23 protein-coding genes and 3 tRNA genes are annotated in these 22,469 nt (G+C 28.8%); 7 read left to right on the top strand and 19 right to left on the bottom strand.

The window, feature by feature from the left end; translation table 11 throughout:
* Nucleotides 1-17 precede the first annotated feature (17 nt).
* From uvrC to LRR82_RS02710, 3 genes are read right to left on the bottom strand one after another with little or no spacing between them, the layout of a single operon-like run.
* Complete coding sequence (uvrC, locus tag LRR82_RS02720; RefSeq protein ID WP_249029965.1) at nucleotides 18-1,778, bottom strand: excinuclease ABC subunit UvrC; 1,761 nt, start codon at nucleotides 1,776-1,778, stop codon at nucleotides 18-20.
* Nucleotides 1,778-4,093, bottom strand: a complete 2,316-nt coding sequence (locus LRR82_RS02715; RefSeq protein WP_249029964.1) for an endonuclease MutS2 — start codon at nucleotides 4,091-4,093, stop codon at nucleotides 1,778-1,780. The genes uvrC and LRR82_RS02715 overlap by 1 nt, the downstream gene beginning before the upstream one ends.
* An 11-nt stretch (nucleotides 4,094-4,104) precedes the next feature.
* A complete protein-coding gene (locus LRR82_RS02710) occupies nucleotides 4,105-4,623 on the bottom strand; it encodes a CvpA family protein (RefSeq protein WP_249029963.1) in 519 nt (172 codons plus the stop codon).
* A 96-nt stretch (nucleotides 4,624-4,719) separates the two neighbouring features.
* On the opposite strand from LRR82_RS02710, the gene rnhC reads away from it, so the two are divergent.
* Entirely contained in the window at nucleotides 4,720-5,469 is a 750-nt protein-coding gene (rnhC, locus tag LRR82_RS02705; protein ID WP_249029962.1) for a ribonuclease HIII, read from the top strand.
* A 48-nt stretch (nucleotides 5,470-5,517) separates the two neighbouring features.
* Here the strand turns inward: rnhC and LRR82_RS02700 are convergent, their stop codons facing one another.
* From LRR82_RS02700 to trhA, 4 genes are read right to left on the bottom strand one after another with little or no spacing between them, the layout of a single operon-like run.
* Complete coding sequence (locus tag LRR82_RS02700; protein ID WP_249029961.1) at nucleotides 5,518-5,985, bottom strand: deoxycytidylate deaminase; 468 nt, start codon at nucleotides 5,983-5,985, stop codon at nucleotides 5,518-5,520.
* On the bottom strand, nucleotides 5,985-6,890 hold the full coding sequence (locus LRR82_RS02695; RefSeq protein WP_249029960.1) for an RluA family pseudouridine synthase: 906 nt from the start codon (nucleotides 6,888-6,890) through the stop codon (nucleotides 5,985-5,987). Before LRR82_RS02695 ends, LRR82_RS02700 begins: the two co-directional genes overlap by 1 nt.
* A complete protein-coding gene (gene lspA / locus LRR82_RS02690; protein WP_249029959.1) occupies nucleotides 6,883-7,371 on the bottom strand; it encodes a signal peptidase II in 489 nt (162 codons plus the stop codon). Before lspA ends, LRR82_RS02695 begins: the two co-directional genes overlap by 8 nt.
* 57 nt (nucleotides 7,372-7,428) lie before the next feature.
* Nucleotides 7,429-8,079 (bottom strand): PAQR family membrane homeostasis protein TrhA, encoded by a 651-nt coding sequence (trhA, locus tag LRR82_RS02685; RefSeq protein ID WP_249029958.1) that lies wholly within the window; start codon nucleotides 8,077-8,079, stop codon nucleotides 7,429-7,431.
* A gap of 124 nt (nucleotides 8,080-8,203) precedes the next feature.
* On the opposite strand from trhA, the gene LRR82_RS02680 reads away from it, so the two are divergent.
* Nucleotides 8,204-8,656, top strand: a complete 453-nt coding sequence (locus LRR82_RS02680; RefSeq protein WP_249029957.1) for a DUF1836 domain-containing protein — start codon at nucleotides 8,204-8,206, stop codon at nucleotides 8,654-8,656.
* A gap of 27 nt (nucleotides 8,657-8,683) precedes the next feature.
* Here the strand turns inward: LRR82_RS02680 and LRR82_RS02675 are convergent, their stop codons facing one another.
* The 9 genes from LRR82_RS02675 to LRR82_RS02635 form a co-directional block, all read right to left on the bottom strand.
* Nucleotides 8,684-9,772, bottom strand: coding sequence for a DHHW family protein (locus tag LRR82_RS02675; protein WP_249029956.1), 1,089 nt, complete (start codon nucleotides 9,770-9,772; stop codon nucleotides 8,684-8,686).
* 9 nt (nucleotides 9,773-9,781) lie between these two features.
* Entirely contained in the window at nucleotides 9,782-11,173 is a 1,392-nt protein-coding gene (locus LRR82_RS02670; RefSeq protein ID WP_249029955.1) for an MBOAT family O-acyltransferase, read from the bottom strand.
* Between the two features lie 44 nt (nucleotides 11,174-11,217).
* A complete protein-coding gene (locus LRR82_RS02665; RefSeq protein WP_249029954.1) occupies nucleotides 11,218-11,727 on the bottom strand; it encodes a hypothetical protein in 510 nt (169 codons plus the stop codon).
* Nucleotides 11,724-12,215 carry a hypothetical protein gene (locus LRR82_RS02660; protein ID WP_249029953.1) on the bottom strand — a complete coding sequence of 164 codons (492 nt, stop codon included), beginning with the start codon at nucleotides 12,213-12,215 and terminating at the stop codon, nucleotides 11,724-11,726. Before LRR82_RS02660 ends, LRR82_RS02665 begins: the two co-directional genes overlap by 4 nt.
* Nucleotides 12,208-12,699, bottom strand: a complete 492-nt coding sequence (locus LRR82_RS02655) for an RNA polymerase sigma factor (RefSeq protein WP_249029952.1) — start codon at nucleotides 12,697-12,699, stop codon at nucleotides 12,208-12,210. The genes LRR82_RS02660 and LRR82_RS02655 overlap by 8 nt, the downstream gene beginning before the upstream one ends.
* 84 nt (nucleotides 12,700-12,783) lie before the next feature.
* Nucleotides 12,784-14,523, bottom strand: coding sequence for an FAD-dependent oxidoreductase (locus LRR82_RS02650; RefSeq protein ID WP_249029951.1), 1,740 nt, complete (start codon nucleotides 14,521-14,523; stop codon nucleotides 12,784-12,786).
* Between the two features lie 30 nt (nucleotides 14,524-14,553).
* The gene (locus tag LRR82_RS02645) at nucleotides 14,554-15,366 is read right to left on the bottom strand and encodes a YihY/virulence factor BrkB family protein (protein WP_249029950.1); all 813 of its coding nucleotides are present in this window, start codon (nucleotides 15,364-15,366) and stop codon (nucleotides 14,554-14,556) included.
* Entirely contained in the window at nucleotides 15,356-16,369 is a 1,014-nt protein-coding gene (gene mutY, locus LRR82_RS02640; protein ID WP_249029949.1) for an A/G-specific adenine glycosylase, read from the bottom strand. The genes LRR82_RS02645 and mutY overlap by 11 nt, the downstream gene beginning before the upstream one ends.
* 4 nt (nucleotides 16,370-16,373) lie before the next feature.
* A complete protein-coding gene (locus LRR82_RS02635) occupies nucleotides 16,374-17,234 on the bottom strand; it encodes a diacylglycerol/lipid kinase family protein (RefSeq protein ID WP_249029948.1) in 861 nt (286 codons plus the stop codon).
* A 145-nt stretch (nucleotides 17,235-17,379) separates the two neighbouring features.
* Between LRR82_RS02635 and LRR82_RS02630 the strand changes: the two genes are divergently transcribed.
* Nucleotides 17,380-17,910, top strand: coding sequence for an NUDIX hydrolase (locus LRR82_RS02630; protein ID WP_249029947.1), 531 nt, complete (start codon nucleotides 17,380-17,382; stop codon nucleotides 17,908-17,910).
* An 83-nt stretch (nucleotides 17,911-17,993) separates the two neighbouring features.
* Here LRR82_RS02630 and LRR82_RS02625 read toward each other — a convergent pair whose 3' ends face one another.
* The gene (locus LRR82_RS02625) at nucleotides 17,994-19,886 is read right to left on the bottom strand and encodes an HAD family hydrolase (protein ID WP_249029946.1); all 1,893 of its coding nucleotides are present in this window, start codon (nucleotides 19,884-19,886) and stop codon (nucleotides 17,994-17,996) included.
* Nucleotides 19,887-19,988: 102 nt separating this feature from the next.
* Here LRR82_RS02625 and LRR82_RS02620 point away from each other — a divergent pair.
* The 4 genes from LRR82_RS02620 to LRR82_RS02605 all read left to right on the top strand — a co-directional run bounded on the left by LRR82_RS02620 (nucleotide 19,989) and on the right by LRR82_RS02605 (nucleotide 20,835).
* Nucleotides 19,989-20,064, top strand: a tRNA-Lys gene (locus LRR82_RS02620).
* Nucleotides 20,065-20,275: 211 nt separating this feature from the next.
* Nucleotides 20,276-20,473, top strand: coding sequence for a hypothetical protein (locus tag LRR82_RS02615; RefSeq protein ID WP_249029945.1), 198 nt, complete (start codon nucleotides 20,276-20,278; stop codon nucleotides 20,471-20,473).
* Between the two features lie 180 nt (nucleotides 20,474-20,653).
* A tRNA-Ser gene (locus LRR82_RS02610) sits at nucleotides 20,654-20,744 on the top strand.
* A 14-nt stretch (nucleotides 20,745-20,758) separates the two neighbouring features.
* A tRNA-Asp gene (locus LRR82_RS02605) sits at nucleotides 20,759-20,835 on the top strand.
* A gap of 64 nt (nucleotides 20,836-20,899) precedes the next feature.
* Here LRR82_RS02605 and LRR82_RS02600 read toward each other — a convergent pair.
* Nucleotides 20,900-21,625, bottom strand: a complete 726-nt coding sequence (locus tag LRR82_RS02600; protein ID WP_249029944.1) for a CPBP family intramembrane glutamic endopeptidase — start codon at nucleotides 21,623-21,625, stop codon at nucleotides 20,900-20,902.
* On the bottom strand, nucleotides 21,626-22,438 hold the full coding sequence (locus LRR82_RS02595) for a hypothetical protein (protein ID WP_249029943.1): 813 nt from the start codon (nucleotides 22,436-22,438) through the stop codon (nucleotides 21,626-21,628).
* Nucleotides 22,439-22,469 lie beyond the last annotated feature (31 nt).

The raw sequence follows: 22,469 nt of genomic DNA, 5'->3' as shown, positions 1-22,469 counted from the left end.
CAAAGAGTAAATCAGTGCTATTTATTTAATACATTATATAATTTTTGAGCCACAGCACTAGGAACAATTTCTTCTAATTCTTCTTTACTTGCTTCTTTCATTTTTTTAACACTTCCAAAAGCTTTCATTAATTCTTTTTTACGTTTAGGTCCAATACCATCAATATCATCTAATATAGATTGAAATAGAGATTTTGAACGAACTTGTTTATGGAAAGAAATAGCATAACGATGTACTTCATCTTGCATTCTTGTTAACAAGAAAAATAATTCACTTTTACGACTAATAGATATCTCATTACCATCCTTGTCCAATAACAGGGCAGTATTGTGTTGATCATCCTTAGCCAAACCACATACTAGGATATCTAACCCTAGTTTTTCAATCACTTGTACAGCTACTTTAATTTGTCCTTTACCACCATCTACAATTATTAAATCAGGTCTTTCTAGTTTATCCATTAAGACACGAAAATAACGTCGATAAATAACTTCTTCCATACTTGCATAATCATTAGGACCTTCTACTGTCTTTATTTTATATTTTCGATATTCTTTTTTTGCAGGAACTCCATCAATAAAACAAACCATTCCGGCTACTGCATGAGCACCTTGAATATTGGAATTATCGAATAATTCCACCCGATGTAGAACATCTTTATTTAATAAAGTAGCTAATTGTTGCATTGCTCCAATAGTAGATGCTTCATTTTTTATAATTAATTGAAACTTATGTTCTAATGATTCTTTAGCATTATTATTTGCCATTGTAACTAAGTCATGTTTCTTACCTTTTTGAGGTTGCAATATTTTACATTCGACAATATCCTCTAATAAAGAAACATCTAAATCACTAGGTAACAATAACTCTGTAGGATATGTGTTTTCTTGATAAAATTGCATTAAAAAAGTAAACAAATGATCCTCAATATCATTTTGTAAAGGTACTAAATTAAAGTCTCTTGCTAGTAACTTTCCTTGTCTCATAAAGAATAACTGAATACTAATATAACCATTTTCACAATAATATCCTACTACATCACGATCTATTAAATCATTAAATTGAACATGTTGCTTACTAGTAACATGTTTAATATGTTGGATTAAGTTACGATACTCCATTGCTAGTTCATAGTTTTGTAATTCACTAGCTTGATACATTTTTGCTTCTAAATCTTCCATTAATTCTTTGGTATCACCTTGAATAAATTTAGTAATATTTGTTGTTATTTCTTTATATACTTCTTGATCTACAGGTTGGATACAACAACCTACACATTGTTGTAAAGAATAGTAAAGACATGTTTTTTTAGGAATATGTGCACATTTTCTTAAAGGATATAAACGATTTAATAATTTAAATGTTTCTCTTGCTGCAGTCCCATCAGGGAAAGGTCCAAAGTATTTATGTTTTTTATCACTCGCATTACGAACAATTTTTAATGTTGGATGGGTTTCTTTTGTTAATTGAATATATGGATAATATTTATTATCCATAAAGGATATATTATATTTTGGACTATAATCTTTAATTAAATTAATTTCTAATAACAAAGCCTCTTTTTCAGAATCAGTTACAATATAATCAAAATCAACAATCTCACTAACCAACTTTGTTGTCTTATAATTATGGCTACCTGTAAAATAACTAGTTACACGATTCTTTAGCTTTTTTGCCTTACCTACATAAATAACCTCACCAGTATTGTCTTTCATTAAATAACAACCACTACTTATTGGTAATAATGATAATTTATCTTTTAGTTGTTTTGTTGCCATTATTCAAAGTATGCTAATGTGGCACCTAAACCACCTTCATTAGCTCCTCCATCACGATAAGAAACAATATTTTTGTTTTTATCTAACATTTTACGTACACCTTTACGCAATACTCCTGATCCTATTCCATGAACAATACGTACAGAGCTATAGTTATGAACAATCGCATCATCTAAAAACTTATCTAAATGAATCATTGCTTCTTCATATCTTTGGCCAATGATATTTAATTCATAACTTTGGTTGGTTGTTTTCTTTAGTGAACGTGCATTACTTTTTGCTAGTTTTGTTTTTTCTTTTCTTTTTAGAAATTGAACTTCACTAGGTTTTAGATTTACTTTTAAACCACCAATATCAATTGTTAAAATACCTTTTTTATTAATTGATACTACTTCACCTTGTCGGTTCATAGAAATTAGTAAAACTATATCCCCAATAACATAATGATGGTTTGGTGTTGTTGAAACCGCTTCTTTCTTTTTTTCAACATGTTTTAATGTATCTAATTTATGTTTTGCTTCAATAGGAACATGCATTTTAGCTTGTTCTGTTTTCATCTCTTCGATGACCATATCAACATATTGTTTTGCTTCATCATAAATATTGTTTGCTTCTTGTTTTGCTTGGATTAATATTTGTTCTCTTTGACTATCAATGCCATTTACTAATTGATTATATTTTTCTAATTTAAAATCAGCTTCTTTTATTTTCGCTTCTAAATCATCTTTTTGTTTTTGAATTGTTGTTAATTCGTCTTGTAGCTTTTCTAATAATTTATCAGATACTGATAAATTATCTTCTTTAATACGATAAGCATTTTCAACAATAGATGCTTGTAATCCTAATCTTTTTGATATTTCAATTGCATAAGAGTTACCAACATTCCCTATTAATAAACGATAAGTAGGACACATTTGTTCTTGATCAAACTCAACAGCGGCTATTTGAATATATTCTTCTTTTTTAGCAAACTGTTTTAATCCAGAATAATGAGTAGATGCAATCGTTAATGCATTTTTATGATGTAAATGCGTTAAGATAGCTTGTGCAATACTTTCTCCTTCTCGAGGATCTGTACCAGAACCAATTTCATCCAATAATACTAAACTATGACTTGTTACTTCCTCACAAATAGAAACCAAGCGGCTCATATGGCTAGAAAAAGTAGATAAAGATTGTTCAATTGATTGTTCATCACCTAAATCAACAAATATTTGATCAAAAAATGGGATACTAGCTTGATTACAAGGTACTGCTAGCCCTGATAAAGCCATTAAAGAAAGTAATCCGGCTGTTTTTAATACTACCGTTTTCCCTCCTGTATTTGAACCACTGATTAACATCATTGTTTTAGGGGCCATTAAAACAATATCATTTGCAATCATATCTTTTGGATCAATTAAAGGATGTCTTGCTTGCGTTAATTGTAAAACATGTGTTGAGCCAATGGTTGGAATAACACAATCTAATTTTGTTGCATAACTTGCTTTAGCAAGTAAGCTATCTAAATAAATTAGTATTTCTTGATTAAATTCTAAGATTGGTGCATTGTTTTTTATTTCTTGACTAATTGAAAATAGAATTCTTTGTACTTCCTTTTTCTCATCATTTCTTAATTGAAATATTTGATTATTAATTTGTACAATTGCATCTGGTTCAATATACATTGTTTGGCCACTAGCGCTTAGGGCATGAACGATTCCTTTTACTTGATTACGATTTCCTGCTTTCACTGGAAGTACATAGTGATCATTACGAATAGAAGTTGTTTCTTGTGATAAGTAGTCTCGATACTTTGCTTGTAATTCTGTTATTTTAGTACGTATATTTGCTTCATAAGCCTGAATAGAGCGACGAATTGATCTTAGTTCACTAGATGCATTATCTTGCACTACACCGTTAGAATCGATACATTTGATAATCATTTGATATAAAGTAGTAGGACAGTATGTCTCTTGTATATATTTAACTAACACAGTAGACTGATTTTCTTTATCTTCTACAAAACTTTTTAATTCGCTAATATTTTGTAATTGATAGCGTATTCCATTTACTTTATCACCACTTAAAGTACCCTCTTTTTTAGTAACTTCTAAAGAAGTAGTAATAGAATAAAAAGAACTAAGTGGGAAACGACCATATAATCTTATTAAGTTCATTGCATCTTTTAGAAATAAGAATTGTTCTTCTAATTCATCTTTATTATCAAATGGACACAATGATGCTATATGTTGTTTTCCTTGTTCACTAACACAATATCCTTGCACTAAGTTCTTTATTTGATCAAATTCTAATGTCTTATACACTTTATTCATAACTTTCATCCTTATCCTAACATCTCTAATAATACCTCACCATAGAGAGGCACTAATTCTATTACCATATTTGTTACTACACTATCTTGTATGACTTGCGAGTTTTGTAATAACAAAACTATCACTATCATATATGCATAAATAATACCACGGACTGTCCCTATTAATAAACCTAATATTTGATTTAATTGTTTAATAATAATAACATGTTTTACTATTCCATCTATTATTGGTCTAACTACGATACTTATCACTTTTGTTAAAAGTGATAAGATCACAAAGAAAATGATAAATAAAATAAGTGTTTTTGTGAATCCTTCAAATTGTCTAATAATCTCGTTATTCTCTAAAATACTTAAAAAACCATTGTTTGTATTACAACAAACATACGCAAAGACTAGACAAAACAGGGTACAACAAAAATTATATATACATAAAACAAATCCTTTTTTTAAACCGGAAATTGCAAAAAACATGATTATAGCTAATAAAATATAATCAATCGTTACTAAATTTCTAAAATTTTCCATATTTTCACCCTTTTCTATCTTAACAAAAGTAATTTATACTGTCAAAATTCTTTACAACGTGCTATAATATTAATAGTAGATTAAGGAGGGATACCATTGTTAAATAAATCTATTTTCAATTTTCCTCTTGCTTCTGACAATTTAAAATATTCTCCAGTAACTGATCAGAGTTCAAATAATAGTTATTTTTATTCTCATAGCCATATTGGTTGTGAGGAATCAGGTTCTGGTGATTTTTTTGGCCCTCTTTGTGTTGTTTCTTGTTATGTTGACGAAAGGGATTTCGATTGGCTAATGAGCATCGGGTTAAAAGATTCAAAAGATTGTACAGATCAAGAAATTATTACATTGGCTAGAGAAATAAAAGATCGTGTTATTTATAGTTTATTGATGTTAGATAATTCTCATTATAATCAAATGGCTAGCGAAGGAAATAACTTAGCAACAATTAAGGCAAAATTATATAATCAAGCAATTACGAATGTAATGCAGAAATTACAATTACCTGTTGCATGTAAAGCAATTAGTCAGTTTGTTTCTCCTAAAACATATTTTAATTATTTAAAAGGAGAAGTAATCGTTGTAAAAGATCTAACATTTGACCCCAAAGGGGAAACACGTCATATTGGTATTATTTGTGCAGGTATTTTATCTAGATATGCTTGTTTACAATACTTAGCTAATATGCAAAAAAGTTTAAAGATTAAAATCCCTCGTGGTACTAGTGCTACTAGTGAACAAGTAGCAATTGAATTAGCAAAAAAATACGGTATGAATATTTTGGTAAAAGTTACTAAAAATAATCTAACTAGTTATAAACGTGTAAAAGAAGCACTAAGCAAGTAGGAATTCTATTCCTACTTTTATTTTACCCAAAACAAAAAACCAGAAACATTACATTTCTAGTTTTATACCTGGTGTTTTTATTTTTCGATAGGTAACTTTAGAGCTTGCAAGCATTCTTTTAGCCGCAATATCACTATCTGTTCCATTATACTTATCATCTTCAAATACTATTTCTACAATACCTGATTGAATAATAGCTTTGACACATTCATGACAAGGGAACAAGGAAACATATAGTCTACAACCACTTAAAGAGGTAGTACTGTTTAAAATAGCGTTTAATTCAGCATGAACAACATAAGGATATTTTGTTTCTTGCAATTGACCATCACGTTCTTGCCAAGGATACTCATCATCCTCACAACCCCATGGAAGTCCATTATAACCAACCCCTACTATTTTATTTGATGCATTTACAATACAACAACCTACTTGCGTATTAGGATCTTTCGAACGATAAGCCGATAATTTTGCTACCGACATAAAATATTCATCCCAACTAATGACAGTACTCATTATAACCCCTCCAGTTCCTCCAATTTACTTTCAAAAAAATCTGGTAATTCACTATCAAACTCCATATATTCATTTGTTGTAGGGTGAATAAACCCTAATATCTTAGCATGTAAGAATTGTCCATTAGAAACATCATCACGACGATGACCATATTTAGGATCTCCAAATACTGGATATCCAATATAATTTAAATGAACACGAATTTGATGTGTTCTACCTGTTTCTAAACGACATTCTACTAAAGACATATCTTTATATCTTGCAATAACACGGAAATTAGTTACTGCTTCTTTACTATTTGCTTTTGTAACAGCCATTTTTTGACGATCTTTATTATCTCTTCCTATTGGAGCATCAATTTTACCATGCTCATGAGGAATTGATCCATGTACTAAAGCCATGTATCTTCTAGTCATCGTATGATCTTTTAATTGTTCTGATAAAACACGATGAGCGTTATCATTTTTAGCCACTACAATTAATCCACTAGTTTCTTTATCAATACGGTGTACAATACCAGGTCTCATTACTCCATTAATACCTGATAAATCATCACAATGATATAATAAAGCATTCACTAACGTATCTTTGATAACACCCGCTGAAGGATGAACAATCATCCCTGTTGGTTTATTAACAACAATAACATCGCTATCTTCATATACAACATCTAACGGAATATCTTGTGCTTCTACATCCATTGGTTCCGGTTCTGGAATATCAATTTCAATAACATCACTAACCTTTACCTTATAACTTGCTTTTTCTACTTTACCATTTACAATAACATGGCCATTTCCAATCCAATCTTGGATTTGCGTACGAGACATATCTTCTAAATATTCAGCAATCACTTTGTCCATACGTCCTAATTCTTCTTCAATTTCAATAATAATTTTATCCATTATTTCTTCCTTCCAATAACACTTCTAATATAACTAATCCTAACCCTATTACCAATGCCATATCTGCAACATTAAAAATAGGAAAATCATATCCCAAAATAATAAAATCAATAAAATCCACAACATAACCTAAACGAACTCTATCTATCACATTCCCAATCATCCCAGCAAAAGCTAAAACTAGTCCAAAACGTGTTAATATCTCATTTTCTTTTGTTTTTAAAAAATAAAATATCATCCCTATTCCTGCTACAAAGCCAATTAAAATAAATAATGAAACATGACCTTCTAACATACTCCAAGCTGCACCTTTATTTTGTGCATATGTAAAGTAGAAGAATTTATCAATAATAGTATGAGAACTTGCTAGTTGCATAGAAGCTTCTACGATCACTTTTGTTAGTTGATCTACCACCAAGATACCTATTATTGAAATAAGATAGAAAACAATACTTTTTTTATCAATTACAAATTTTTTCATACATTCACCTACCTATTGTGAATTATACAACAAATCATCCTATTTTCCAAACTATTTCTATAACACAAAAAAGTAAACAGCTAAAAATTGAAAGAATGTACCAATCATAATAAAAACATGAAATATCTCATGAAAACCAAACATATTCCCTAAATTTGGTTTTTTTAATATATAAATCAAAGCTCCTACCGTATAACTAATACCACCTAAAGCCATTAACATAAAACATCCCTTATCCATTAACATAAAACTAGGAAGATCAAAAACAATAAGCCATCCCATCAATAAATAAAAAGAAGTATAAACAACCCTTGGCATATCCAACCAAAAAACCTTTAATAAAACACCTAATAATGCAATCCCCCAAATAAATAGACCAAACACTAATCTTTTATCATCATTTAAATAAGCAATAATAAAAGGTGTATAGGAACCTGCAATAAAGATATAAATCATCCCATGATCTAATTTTCTTAAAAATAATTTGATTGTATTTGTAGCTTCTCCTTGATAGTAATGATAAAGACTACTTGTAAAATATAAACAAGTGGCACTACAACCAAAAACCAAAGCACCAATTCCTATCTCAATACTAGTTGCTCCTAAAAATGCCTTCAAAGCAAAAATAATAGTGACTACTATTGATCCAATCCCAGCACAAAAGTGCGTTAAAAAACTTATCGGATCCATTGCATTACATGATTTCATAGTTAACCTCCTTATGTAGTATCTAATACTACTTTATGTATTTATTATATTATATTAACTGTTATTGTCAACTATAACTTGTAATATTCAAGATTAGTGATACAATGAAGTTGAGGTGATATAAATGAAAGACATACTAACTTTAGAAGAAATACCAGATATTCCATTATATATGGATCAAATCATTCATTTGTTAGATGATAAGCTTCAAAATCACAAACAATCTCCAGATGATAAAATTCTAACAAAAACAATGATTAACAACTATAGTAAAGAAGATTTAATTGATCGAGTAAAAGGTAAGACTTATACGAAACATCAAATAGTCCAAATGTTATTAGTATATTATTTAAAAAACGGATTATCTATTCAAGAAATTAAACAATTACTATTACCTCTCTATGATGATCAAGAACATTTAATGGAACTTTATCAACAATTTATTGAAAATAGAGAAAAAAGAAAACAACAGATTGAAACAATTTTAGCAGCATTACCAGAAGAATCGTCATTACAAGTAATGGAACTTATTGAGTTATCTAGTGAATTACAAACTATTGCAAAACAAAAATTATAAGAAATAGAGGCATAATTAAATATGCCTCTATTTTAATGTTGCACTATCATTTAAGACTAAGGTGCTATAAATAAATAGTACATCTTGATTATCAAAAGTAATATAATGATCAAGTGTATTACTATTCATATAACGTAAGTCTATTAAGGTTATTTTTTGATAAGATTGGATTAATAATGGAGCTAAGCTACTTGTAAAAGAATCTCGAAAGATAACTAATTCTTTTTGACTCGTTGCATTTGGATTATCTATTTCTATCAAAGGGCTAGCCCCTGATAAATAGAAATCATATGCATCAAGACCTTGTAATTTTTCTTTATCATATATGGTAGTAGAACTACTTGATTCTATATTTTGAACTACACATTCATCTAAGATATCATTAGATAAGTAAATTAATTCATCTTCTCCTTGCTGTAATCCTATTTGGCCATAATAGACTCCATTAAACTCCCCTAATGAAGTTTGGTTATAGTGATGATATTCTAAACTATCCATCGAAGATAATAAATAATTTGCTAGATCTACTATATTTTCTTGTTTCCAATGACTATCTGTATAATAGTAATCTGATAACTCTAAAAAAGTATTAATCTCAATATATTCACTATAACTCATCCATTCTTTTATTTGATCACTACACTGCTGATATTCCATTTTTAAATAATCATCACTCATATAATAACCTTTATCATAAATAACACTACTATATATTTGAACATCACTATCTTCTAAATATGAATTATAAATAGTAGTAAATAAGTTAGTAGCATAATAAATAGAAGCATTATTTGTTGGATAATTCATTTTATGAAGATATCCTTGATCATAAATATAACCATTATTATCATTTACTTGTAATATATTAAAATTAATATTTGCTTTTATCATTCTAAAAGTGTCTCTATAAATAAACTGATCAGTTGCATAGTTTTCAAAGCTATCCATAAAGTTACCTGATAAAATAGTAGATAATGATAAATTTGGAAAGGTTTTTAGTAACCTACGTTCTTGCAGTGATATATTGATTGTTGGATAGAGAACATTACATATACTTAATAGTGACCAAACAAGTAAAGTGATGGTTAGATTTCTTTTTTTTATGTTTTTTTTCATAATGACTCCTTAAAATCTAAAATATAAAAATGGATTAAAAGAACTATCTACTAAATAAGCAGTACATCCTATTAATAACATGAATAATACCAATGGTTCTAACCAATATAACTTAAATCTCTTTGTTATAGAAACAGTGATACTACTTACCAAAGGGGTTGCTCCCACCATTGCAATAATAATAATATAAAAATAACTAGATAAATAATAAAGAGAAACTTCGTTAACAAATGGTATCATTCCAAATGAAAACATCCCCTTTATATATAGAAATGCTTGTCCAATATCACTAGCATTAAAGATAACAAAACTAATGGAAACAAAGAACAAAGTATATATTCTTCCCATCCATCTCGGTATTTTTTCTAAATATTCCAATAAAAATAACTTTTCAAAAATCAATAAAACTGCAAACATTATTCCCCATAAAATAAACTGATAGGCTGCTCCATGCCACAATCCTGTTAAAGCCCATACTAATACAATATGAAATAATGTTTTTTTGATTCCATGACGATTTCCACCTAAAGGAATATATACATAATCACGAAACCAATTCCCTAAAGAAATATGCCATCTTCTCCAAAATTCAGTAATACTACTTGAAACAAAAGGATATTTGAAGTTTTCTAAAAACTCAAAGCCCAACATCTTACCTAACCCTATTGCCATATCACTATAACCTGAAAAATCAAAATATATTTGTAAACTAAAACCGATTGCATATAACCAATACATTAAAACACTACTATGATCTAAAACAATGACGTTTTGACATAATAAAGCTAAGTTATTAGCGATTATAACTTTTTTAGCTAAACCGATTAAAAAACGACAAACTCCATCATATATTTGAGAAATAAAAATATTTCTATTTTTTAATAACACTTCTATATTTTCATATCGAACAATTGGTCCAGCAATTAATTGAGGAAACATACTTACATAGGTTGCATAATTAATAAGACTTTTCGATGCTTTGACATCTTGACGATAAACATCGATTGTATAACTTATTGTTTGAAACGTAAAAAAGCTAATTCCTACAGGGAGTGCTACTTGTAATAAAGGTATTTCTAATTTAAAAAATAAAATAAGTTGTTCTACAATGAAATGAATATATTTAAAATATATTAATAATCCTAAACTAGAAATACAAGAAATCACTAAAACAACCTTTCTATAAAAGATATTCTTATTCTTTTCAATAAGTAATCCAAAATAGTAAGAATTAACAATAGAAAACAACATAATAAAAAGATATTTAGGTTCCTGCCATCCATAAAAAAACAAACTAGCAACCAATAAAAAACAATTCTTATACTTATGAGGCAATAAATAATAAATACCAAACATAATTGGCATAAAATAATATAAAAAAGTGATACTAGAAAATAACATTTTTCACCTCTAAAATAGCAGCCAAAAGGCTGCTATTATCTCTATTATAATTCGATGTCTAATCCACCGCTTAATTCACGAAACATATCTACAAAATCTTGAGAAGTAATCATCTCACTAAACTCACTAGACATCATCGCTAATAAAACAACATCATTTGCTGCTACGACTTGCATATCATCTGCTTCAACACAAATCCACTTTCTTGGATCAATTCCTGCTTTCATTTCTTCGGCTACACTGGCTGTATCACTAGCATCTTTTACTCTTACTAATACGATAGAATAAGCTTGAGAACCCATCATCGACTCTGAAACTAATACCTCTTCAATAAGTTCATTACTAGCTAAACCTGTATAAGATAATAACATTGCATTATCATTCATAATGTCCATAGGAACTGTTCCAACTGCAAATTCTACCGGTTTTTGTTCATACATAGACTCTACTATTTCTTCTAAGGAACCACTAGGTCCTGCTACTCCTTGATTTCCACAACCAACTAAAGTAACCATTAATACAAATGCCATTAAACCTTTTACTAATTTTTTCATTCATTTCCTCTTTCTATAATCCATTCAAAATTCTCATTTTGACTTAACATATACTTATCTGTTTGATTATCATATTGAACAAATAAGTAGAAAGATTCCGTATATTCATATCCATCAATTGTCCATTTTAAGATATTACTTTCTTTCAAATCAACTACTTCATTCCCAACTTCATCCATAATATATCCATCACTAACACTAAGACTAACAACATCTGTTATTTCTAAATAAAATTCAACTTGTATTTCATTAGAAATCGTTCTTATCTCCCCACTGCTATCCAATACTTGAGTAAGAATAGGGGCTGTATTGTTTGTTTGATGAACTAGGATGGTAGTGCAACATAATAAAAGAACAAAGACAAAAGCTAATCTTTTGGAATATAAGTAAGAATTTGATTGTTTTGCTTCTAAAGATTCGATTTTATATTTAAATGATTCGTCTAAATGAATAGCATCATATGCTTCTTTTGATTTTTTATCAATCATTTTCCTTCTCCTTTGCTTTTAGTTTTTCTTTTAATAAGTTACGACCCCGAAGTAATCGCATTTTTATTGATGATGGCGATACATGCAATGTTTTCGCTATTTCTAAAACACTCATTGATTCATAGTAATGTAAAAGTATTACTATTTTATATTTTTCTGGAAGGGTAATAACATCATCATAAATTGAATCCGTTTTTACTTCTTCCCATACTGGTTCAAGAACACTATCTAAACTAACATAACTACGCAGTTTTCTTTTTCTTTGCAAGTCTCTACACTTATTGATTGTTACCTTAATAAACCAGGCTTTTTCATGTTCTTCATCTTTATGAGTTGGTAATTTAGTAATATAGATAGTAAAAACTTCTTGGATTGTATCTTGTGCATCTTCATTTGAAAGTAATATAGAACGAGAAATTCTATATAACATATCTGCATATTTATCATAAAGTACAGAAATGTTAGAATCTCTATTTTGTTGCATAACGAAACCTCCTCACTTATAACACGTTTCTATTTTTATTTTGGTCACATTTATTTTAAAAAAATAACTGTAGCATTGCTACAGTTAGTGTGTATTTCTTGGATTCCAACATTCACTTGAACGTGTACTACCATCATTGGTTGCAATTACTGCTATCTTTTTATCAATTCCTTCTTTTTTAAGTCGTTTGATGATAGATAAGCGTTTATTTCCATCTTTACAATAATATCGATTATGAATAATACTTGCTTTTATAGGTATTGTAATACCTTTTCTTTTTACTGATTCATATAAACTAGTTCGATAGTCTACTTCTTGAAAGTCAATTTGATCTAATGTAATATATGTTATTTTCATGTCTTCCCCTTCCTTTGAATAAACTTCTAAGTTTTCCTGACTAGGCCCCTTGTAAACGGAACCATCAATATGAAATCTAGAGCCATGGCAAATACAATCCCATGTGCGATCAATGCAATTAAAAGTTAACATTCCTTTTAAGTGCGAACAAATAGGGTTTATCTTATATAAACATTTTTGTTCATCAAATGCAAGACCAAAATATTTTCCATTATACCAACCTACTTTTCCATCAATTAATTGATGGTCTTGTTTTGTTGTTACAAAACGATAGTTTATATATCCTAAATAACTATGACGAATTAATCTTTTTAAAGATTGTTTGGTTAAACTATGACGATGATGTAAGGGATTATATAATGAAAGATATCTGTTTTTCTTATGTAAGATAAGATCACTAATTAGTTTAGCAGCCAGATGGCTGGAGGTCATCCCCCATTTGTTAAATCCTGTAGCCACATAACAGTAGCTTTCTTGGTGAAAATAGTAACCAATATAAGGAAGAATTCGACCGCTCATACAATCTTGTCCTGACCAAAAAACATCGATATCTTCTTTATGAAACATCTGTAATTGCTTTTGAATATCTTGATTCATTTTTTCTTTATCACCCACATCATGTCCAAAACCACCTACTAATAAACCATTATGAATAGGACGTTTCGTTAGTGCATTATCATCTATACAATTTGATTGATAATTAATTTGTTTTGATTTACTGGTACTTAAGTAAGTAATTGATTGATTTAACATTGGGGTTAGAGTATGAAAGCCTATGTTTAATGGATATCTAGAGGCAACAATGGTATGCGTGGCACTAACTTTATGATTATTTACTACTATTTCTTGCATAAGATTTTCTTGTTTGATTGAATATGCACAAGTTTTTTCATAAAACTCTATTCCATGTTTTTGACAAATATTAATTAAAGCATAAATGTATTTTAGGGGATGAAAACATGCTTGATTGGATAGGCCAAAACCACACAATGCTTTTAAATCTTTAGGTAGATTCGTTAGGATTGGTATATTATTTTTTATAAAGAATGCTTTTTCTTTTTCTATTTTAGCTATATTTTGCTTTTCGTTTGTATAAATAAAATGATCTAATTGTTGAAAATCACATTCAATATGTTCTTTTTCAATAATAGTTTTTGCTTGTAAAAGAGCATCTAGATGACTTTGATAATAAAGCAAAGCATCTTGTTCTTGATACTTACTAGAAATCTCTTGATAAATCAATCCTTGTAACACCGATAGTTTTCCTGTGCTACTTCCTGTCATATCACTACCAAATTCATTTTTTTCTATTACTACTATTCGAAAAGGACTATCCTTTAAATAATAAGCTAATAATATACCGGTTATCCCACCACCAATAATAAGAATATCAATATATAAATCATCTGAGATGCTAGAAAAGTTTTCTTTCTTTATATTTTGATACCAATAACTGTTCTTTTTCATTTTATCACCGTTATTAGTATGTTCTTACTTTTATCTTTTAACCAATGATCTTACTTTTTGATAATACTGTTCTAATTTATCATACATATGTTTGTTTTTAAATTGATGTTCTTTATAATGAAAATCATAAGCATGATTTAAACAATATCCAAAATAAATAGTTCCTGAAATAACATGAATCGATAACATCATAATAAGAATACTTGCTAGTGGTCCATATAATGTTTGATATCTACTTACTGCCTGTACAATCGTTAGAAATAATGCTCCAATACAAACAACTCCTATCGTTGTAAAAACAGCCCCTACTAAACCATATTGAATTGGTCTAACTTCAAAAGATAACATGCGATAAAATAAATAGAAAACAATAAATATCATTATCACTAAATGTATCGATTGATAAAAAGGGAAAAGATGGGCAAACAGTCCCATAAGCCCGATAGAAATAATAAACCCTAAAAACAATAAAATAGCTTTTATACGAATAATAAAAGAACGAGTAACAAACTTTTCTTTATTTGCACTAATTAACATAAATGTATAAAAACTACGACTTGCTAGAAAAATAGTAGTTCCTAAGGTAACAATAACAGTATATATATTTGAATAATCAGCATCTAAAATATATTCTATAAAAGGTTCCATAATATCTTGAGGTAAATAATGATACATAAATGTAGATACTCTTTCAATATCCAATAACTCATTTTGAAAAAGTATAATAATAACGATTAATGCAGGAAAAATAGCTAATAAAAAACTATAACTTAAAGAAGAACGATGCAAAGATCCCTCTTGACTTAAAAATTCTTTCATTGCTTTTCTTATTTTAGGTAGCATGTTTTTCTCTTCTTTCTGTTATTCTTTGAACAAATGGTAAAAAAGCTCCAGGTATACTATATTTATCTATCATCTCTTGATAAGTTACCCAAAAGAAATCTTCTTTTTCTATTTCATAATCATGTTCTACTAAATATCCTTGCATATTCCATATTTGGTGACTAAATATATGTTTATAACTTCCTAAAGAAATATATGGCTCACTTAATACCATCTCTTCTTTAATGGTTTCAAATTCATAAAGATTAGCAAGTAATCCATCTTTATCACGGCGATGTAATAAAACCTTATCTTTATATTGATGGATAATAATAGTATAAGTATGTTCACTAGCTTTCTTTTTTCGCTTTTTTATTGGCAATAATTGAACTGTATTTTGTTTATATGCAAGACATGTAGAAGATATAGGACAGTCCTTACATTTAGGTGATAGTGGTGTACAAATAGTTGCCCCAATGTCCATTAAAGCTTGATTATAATCTCCCATTTGATTATTCATGTCTTCACTTACATATTGTTCAATTATTTTCTTTGTTTTTAATGCCATTATGTCTTCATGAAGATCATGTAATCGACTATAAATACGCAAGACATTTCCATCAATTGCATATACTTCTTCATTATATGCAATAGATGCAATAGCTCCGGCTGTATAATTTCCAATGCCAGGTAACGTTAATAATTGTTGATAATTGTTTGGTAATTTACCATCATATTCTTTTACACATAAGATTGCAGCTTTTTGCATATTAAGAACTCTTCGATAATATCCTAAGCCTTGCCATAATTTCATCAAATCATCTTCATGACAATTCGCTAAATCTAGTAAGGTAGGTAATTGTTGTATAAAGCGTTTGAAATATGGTTTTACTGTTTCAACTTTTGTTTGTTGTAACATAATTTCACTAATCCATATATAATAAGGATTTTTATTTTCTCTCCAAGGGAGAATTCTTTGATGAATACAGTACCATTCTAATACTAATTGACTTCTATTTTTCATTTATTTATCCTTTTACAATATAGATGCCCTTAGGAATCAACGTAAGATGATATTCCCCAGCAGGATATACTTCTCCATCCATATTCACTTCACTTTTTGAGTGTACAATAATTTCCTTTTGTTTTGTCATTGTTACACTGTTTGATTTATTTAATTTACCAATCGCTATTAAAAACAAATGTCTAGGAACAGAAAGACGATGTATTCCTTTAATTAGGGTAATATCAAAATAACCATCATCCAACAATGCATCAGGACATATATTGAAGCCACCTCCATAATACTTTCCATTGCATATTGCCCCTATAAGAATTGGTTCTTGATAAGCGAAGGTATCATTATGAACTTTTATTGGATAAAATTTATAATGCATTAAACGTCTTAATAAGACATAACCATATTGTAAGCTACTAGGCATAAGTGGTATTTTTTTATAACGATGAACATAGGCTGCAGTTTCACTATCAATTCCAAAACAAAAAGAATTAATAAGATAGGTATCATTTGCTTTTATAATATCCATGAATTGGCTTTCTTGTTTTAAACTATTTTCAAGTGCTGTTTTAATATTATTTGATGCTTCTAAACTACGTATAAAATCATTACCTGTTCCATTAGCAAGAACAACAAGTTCCAAGTTTGTATAAATCATGTTTTGGATTAAATAATGGATAAAACCATCTCCTCCAATAGCATAAATACGCATATTTGATTGCTTATTTATTTCTATTATTTCCATTAAATGTTCTTTTGATTTAGTAATGATTATTTGATAATCATATGTTTCCATTACTTTATCAATAATTGCAGTTATGTTTGTTTGTTGATTATTTGGTTTCATTAAAAATAAGTGTTTTTTTAACATAATAATTTCTCCCATTGCATTTAGTATACCATTTCTATTTACAAAATCAAAGAACTACAATTTTCGCATCAAATTACACATATTATGAAATATATGTAAACATTTATAACATCATTTGTTATAATAATTAAAGGGGGCAATGAAGATGGAAAAACAATTAAAAAGTGAATTGATTTTTGAAGGTCGCATAATCAAAGTTTATAAAGATGAAATAGAAACAGCAACTGGAAAGATAACTACTCGTGAAGTCGTACGTCATCATGGTGGTGTTGGGATACTCGCTTTAAATCATGATAAGATTTTACTAGTGGAACAGTATCGTTACCCTTACGCTTGCAATACATTAGAAATACCAGCTGGGAAATTAGAACCTGGTGAAGATGTAGAATCATGTGCATCAAGAGAATTAGAAGAAGAAACTGGATACAGTTCTTTAAAACTAGTTCCTATTACTAAAATATATCCTACACCTGGATATTGTGATGAGTTATTGCATATCTGTGAGGCTAAAAATATTTTTAAAGTAGATAATCCTGCTCCAGGAGATGAGGATGAAAATATCAAAGTCATTGAGTTAGATATATTAGAAGCTTATCGTAAAGTAATTGATGGTACTATTATGGATGCCAAGACTGTGATTGCGATTATGCATGCTTATATTAATTATCGATTATAAAATTATAGTAATAAAGTCACTATTTTAAAAATTAGTGACTTTTTAATTGTTTAAAAAAGTAGTGGAATTTCATCCACTACTTTTTATTCTGCCATTAAATAACTGACAATTGCTCGTATAAATAAGATTAGTACTGTAAAAAAGAAAACAAACCAGAAAACTTGTATCGCTAATGCGGATAGAATTTCATTTCCTGCTAAAATAACAGTAGACGTTCCTAATGTTGGAAATACCATACAAGCTAGTTGGACAAACATTTCTAATATTCCTGATATTCCTGAAACAATAAACATAATTCCAGAGAACATAATATTAATTACTATAAAATCTGACGCTAATAAATCACCAAAGAACATATATGTTAACATAGCTCCTCCTACAAGGATAACACTAGCAACAAAAGAAGTCATAACAGCATATATGGCTAATATTGCTTTATGTGTTTTTTTCTTATCTTCACTAGATTCTTTGATCTCTATTTCTTCTAAAGGCTCTTTATCAATTTCTACTAACTTAGCTTCTACATTATTTATTTGATCCATTAAGGCATTCATTTGTAACGCTTCTGTTTTAAACTCTTCTGGTAAAATAGAAGTAGTATGTTCTTCTTGATATAGATTGATTTCTACATCATCATCACTCTCATAAGAGAAAGGTTTTTCTTCTGTTAGTTCTACTTCCTGTATTACTTCTTCTTGAACATCACTTGTCATTGTAACATCAGTTACTGGTGGGACTACGATGATAGGTTCATTAACAATAGCATCCGCTTTAAATCCACCTTTTAATTTTCTAATAAAGGTGCTATCCTGTGATTCTTCTTTTTGTTCTTGTTCAAAGATAATAGATTCCATTACAGGTTGTTCGTCTATAACAGGCTCCTCTTCTACTTCCAAATCTTCTTTTTCTATTATTTCTTCTTCAACCTGTTGATCTAACAGGTCATCTACAGGTTCCACTTCCACTTCTTCATTTTCTTCTATTATTGGAACCAAAATGGTTGGTTGGATCAAAGCTTCATTGTTTTCAACTTCTTCTTCTACTTCTTCTACTTCTTCTACTTCTTCCTTTATTTCGATAACTTCTTGTTCTTCTTGTAAATCAGCCACTTCTATGATTGGTTCTTGAATAACAGGCTCTTTTGTGATTATTTCAGGTTTTGGAAGTTTTGTATAATAGTGAGTATATACACGTTCTATTAGAGTAAGTAATTGTTCATCATTTGCATAGTCTTTTAATAGCTGTTCGTACACACTAGTTAATTGACGTGCATTCATATTTCCATTTAACCCTAAAATAGTAGAATACATATCAATACTATCATACTTTGAAAATAAGATAACATTAATAACCCCCAAATTATTTTTCACTACTTCAAATGGTGTTATTGCATGAACTGGTTCATATTCTCCTAAATCATGTAAGTATGCTATTTGAATAAATGCATCATTTGCTGCTTTTACCATACTAGAGAAATTAGCAACTAACAAAGTATTTTCTACACCTACTTCCATGCTATGACAAATTAGTTGTAATGTTTCCTTATTAGGGAAAGGTGCAGTACCATCATTACCAATAACAAAATCCACTTTATTATATAAATTTGTTAATTGTAAATATTGAACAGCACGTTTTGTGCTATGTGTTGATATAACTGCTACTTTGATTTCTCTTTGTTTAAAGAAATGTAACAATTCTTCAACACCTACTTTTTTTAGTTCTGGTTTTAATTTTGAATAAGCATATAAATCATTTTCAATTTCATTATTTAATTCTAATGGTGTATTACTAAATGCCTGGTACATTGTTCTATAATCTCCAATACCTTGGACAAAAGTATTTACACTCACTTCTTTACCATGTTCTTTAAATATGTTTTTCAAATAATTGAAACGGAGACGATTTAAATCTAGCATCCCTCCATCTAGTGTTAAAATAACTAACATATCTCCTGATTTCTTTTTTTCATATAACATGTAATCACCCTCTTTTAAAAGATTATAACATAAAACAATTGAAAAGTTCATCCTTTTTCTTGCAATAAGGATTTAAAAGCGTATAATTTATATGTAACTTATCTCTCCTTAGCTCAGTTGGTAGAGCAACAGACTCTTAATCTGTGGGTCCACGGTTCGAGACCGTGAGGGGAGACCATAATGCTAAAAAACGTACATTTGCTTGCATTTCAATGCTAAAACATGCTTAAATGTACGTTTTTATATTGTTTTAGCCGTAATGTTACATTAGAATATTTTTTTTCGTGTACGAATCGTGTACAGCATTAATTTACCACATTTTATTAACGTTAGATTTAATATTATTTTTAGTTACTTTTATTAGCACATTACTTTAGGAGGGAGATAATATGTCTGAATTTAATCAAGCTGATTATATTAATCAATGGTCGAAACAAAATATGAAAAGTATTAGCGGTAGATACAAAAAAGAGTTTGTTGATGAATTTACAGAAGCATGTAAAATCTTAGGAATCAAACCATCACATGTTTTTAAACAAGCCATGACTGAAACAATTGAAAAAGCCAAGAAAAAGAGCGAGGAATAAACTTTGTTTTTTGTTACTATTTTATAAGGGATTATTTTTTAGAAAAAAGTATTGTCAGTGTATTTTATTTATGCTATTATGAACAGGCAACAGATAAGAGAGTCTTCAACTAAAAGAACAAATTGTAAAAATTAGACTTGCATGAAGATAGTAATTATGTTATTATAAATAAGCACTGATGGAGACATACTCAAGAGGCTGAAGAGGCGCCCCTGCTAAGGGTGTAGGTCGGGAAACTGGCGCGAGGGTTCAAATCCCTCTGTCTCCGCCATTTAAAATTTTATTGGTCTGGTAGTTCAGTTGGTTAGAATGCCGCCCTGTCACGGCGGAGGTCGCGGGTTCGAGTCCCGTCCAGACCGCCAATAAAAAAGATAAAGTAGAACTTATGTTCTACTTTTTTTGTATTTAAAAAGAGGTTTCCCTCTTTTACATATAGGATACAATAAATGCAATTCCATTATTTAATAAATGAATAATAATTGGAACAATAATTGTTCCTTTTTTTTGATATGCAATACTTAATGCTAATCCCATTAATATATACATCACCATATAAATTAACTGTGTTAAATCGCCTGCTACCAAATAACTATAAACATGCACTAAACCAAAACTAAAAGCAGAAATAAAATGTGCTAAATATATATTTCTATTAGATAATGATCTAAAAATAATTCCTCTAAATAGTAACTCTTCTAAAATAGGTGCAAATATTACTGCTTGTAAAAACATAAATATTGGACCTACACTTTGTAATGCTTCAAACAATTGTTGGTTAGAGCTACCTGTTTCAACAGCATCTGTTCCTAGTACTAAAACAATAATTAAACTACCTAGTAAAGACATGGCATACATTAATGAAATACCTAGAGTACATGACCATACTAAGTTAGAAAATGGTTTTAAGAAAAAAGACTTTATGTTATCGATAATAAAATCTTTTAAAAGAACAAATAATAGTAGTGTTGTTAATAGTCCAATTGAGAAATTAAGCATCACAGTAGCAAAATTAACATCAATTAACAAAGGATTAAATAACATTATTTGATAAATAACAAAAGTAGTAATTGTTGGAATATAATATAAATATGCTGGGAATACAAAGATGTATCCCCAAGCACTTTTTTTATTCGTAATTTCACCTGCTAACAATTATTCAACAGCTCCTTTTTCATGAAAACTAATACACATTTCTTCAAATAAGACAGTTCTACATAACATCATATCTACACTCACAAAATAAACTAAAGCAATCGATATAAGTATACTAACTATAGAAGCTAAGCTACTTAACATTGTTGCAATTATTGCTGAAATAAATACAAATCCTACTATTTTAAGTAAGAATGATAGTAATAACTTTAAATATATCATTTTATAGCCTTCTAATAACTGTTTAGAACGTTTCATTGCTGCTATTCCTTTTACATCATAACGTTCTAAAGCAAAGAAAGTAAATCCAAAATTTAATTCCCAATATGTTAAAAATGCCATCCATAAAAAACCAAATAAAATAAAGAATACTATAAATGAACTAATTAAAGAATCTAAAGTATCTACTGAATAAGTAGTAGTCCCTACATATAATTCTAAAAGATAAACAAAATCACCTATTGTAAGCATTGCTATTACAATTAACATGAAACATGTTACTGCATATTGAATTACATTATAAACTAGATAAGTTGAAAATAACTCTTTTATTCTAGTAAATCCAACAAATATTTCTTTTGGAAAATCAAATTCTTCTTCTCTATTATTCAATATCTTTAAAGAACAAACAATAGAACCATGATTGAAAGTTAAAAATAAAACGGAACATAATAACGCAAGCACCGCACTAGATCCAACCAACTCATCCTTTAAAGAAATGATTAATACTAAAACTAACATTACTTTAAATAATAACATCTTACTATTAGAATTTAAACTATTTACCTTATCTTTTATGTCTCTTACATTCATACAAATTCCTCCTTGATATCTTCATTATACA

Source organism: Tannockella kyphosi (genome assembly GCF_021054785.1).
Taxonomy (GTDB): domain Bacteria; phylum Bacillota_I; class Bacilli_A; order Erysipelotrichales; family Coprobacillaceae; genus Tannockella; species Tannockella kyphosi.
Note: the sequence above shows the minus strand (reverse complement) of the source record. Positions and strands in the feature narration are given on the sequence as shown.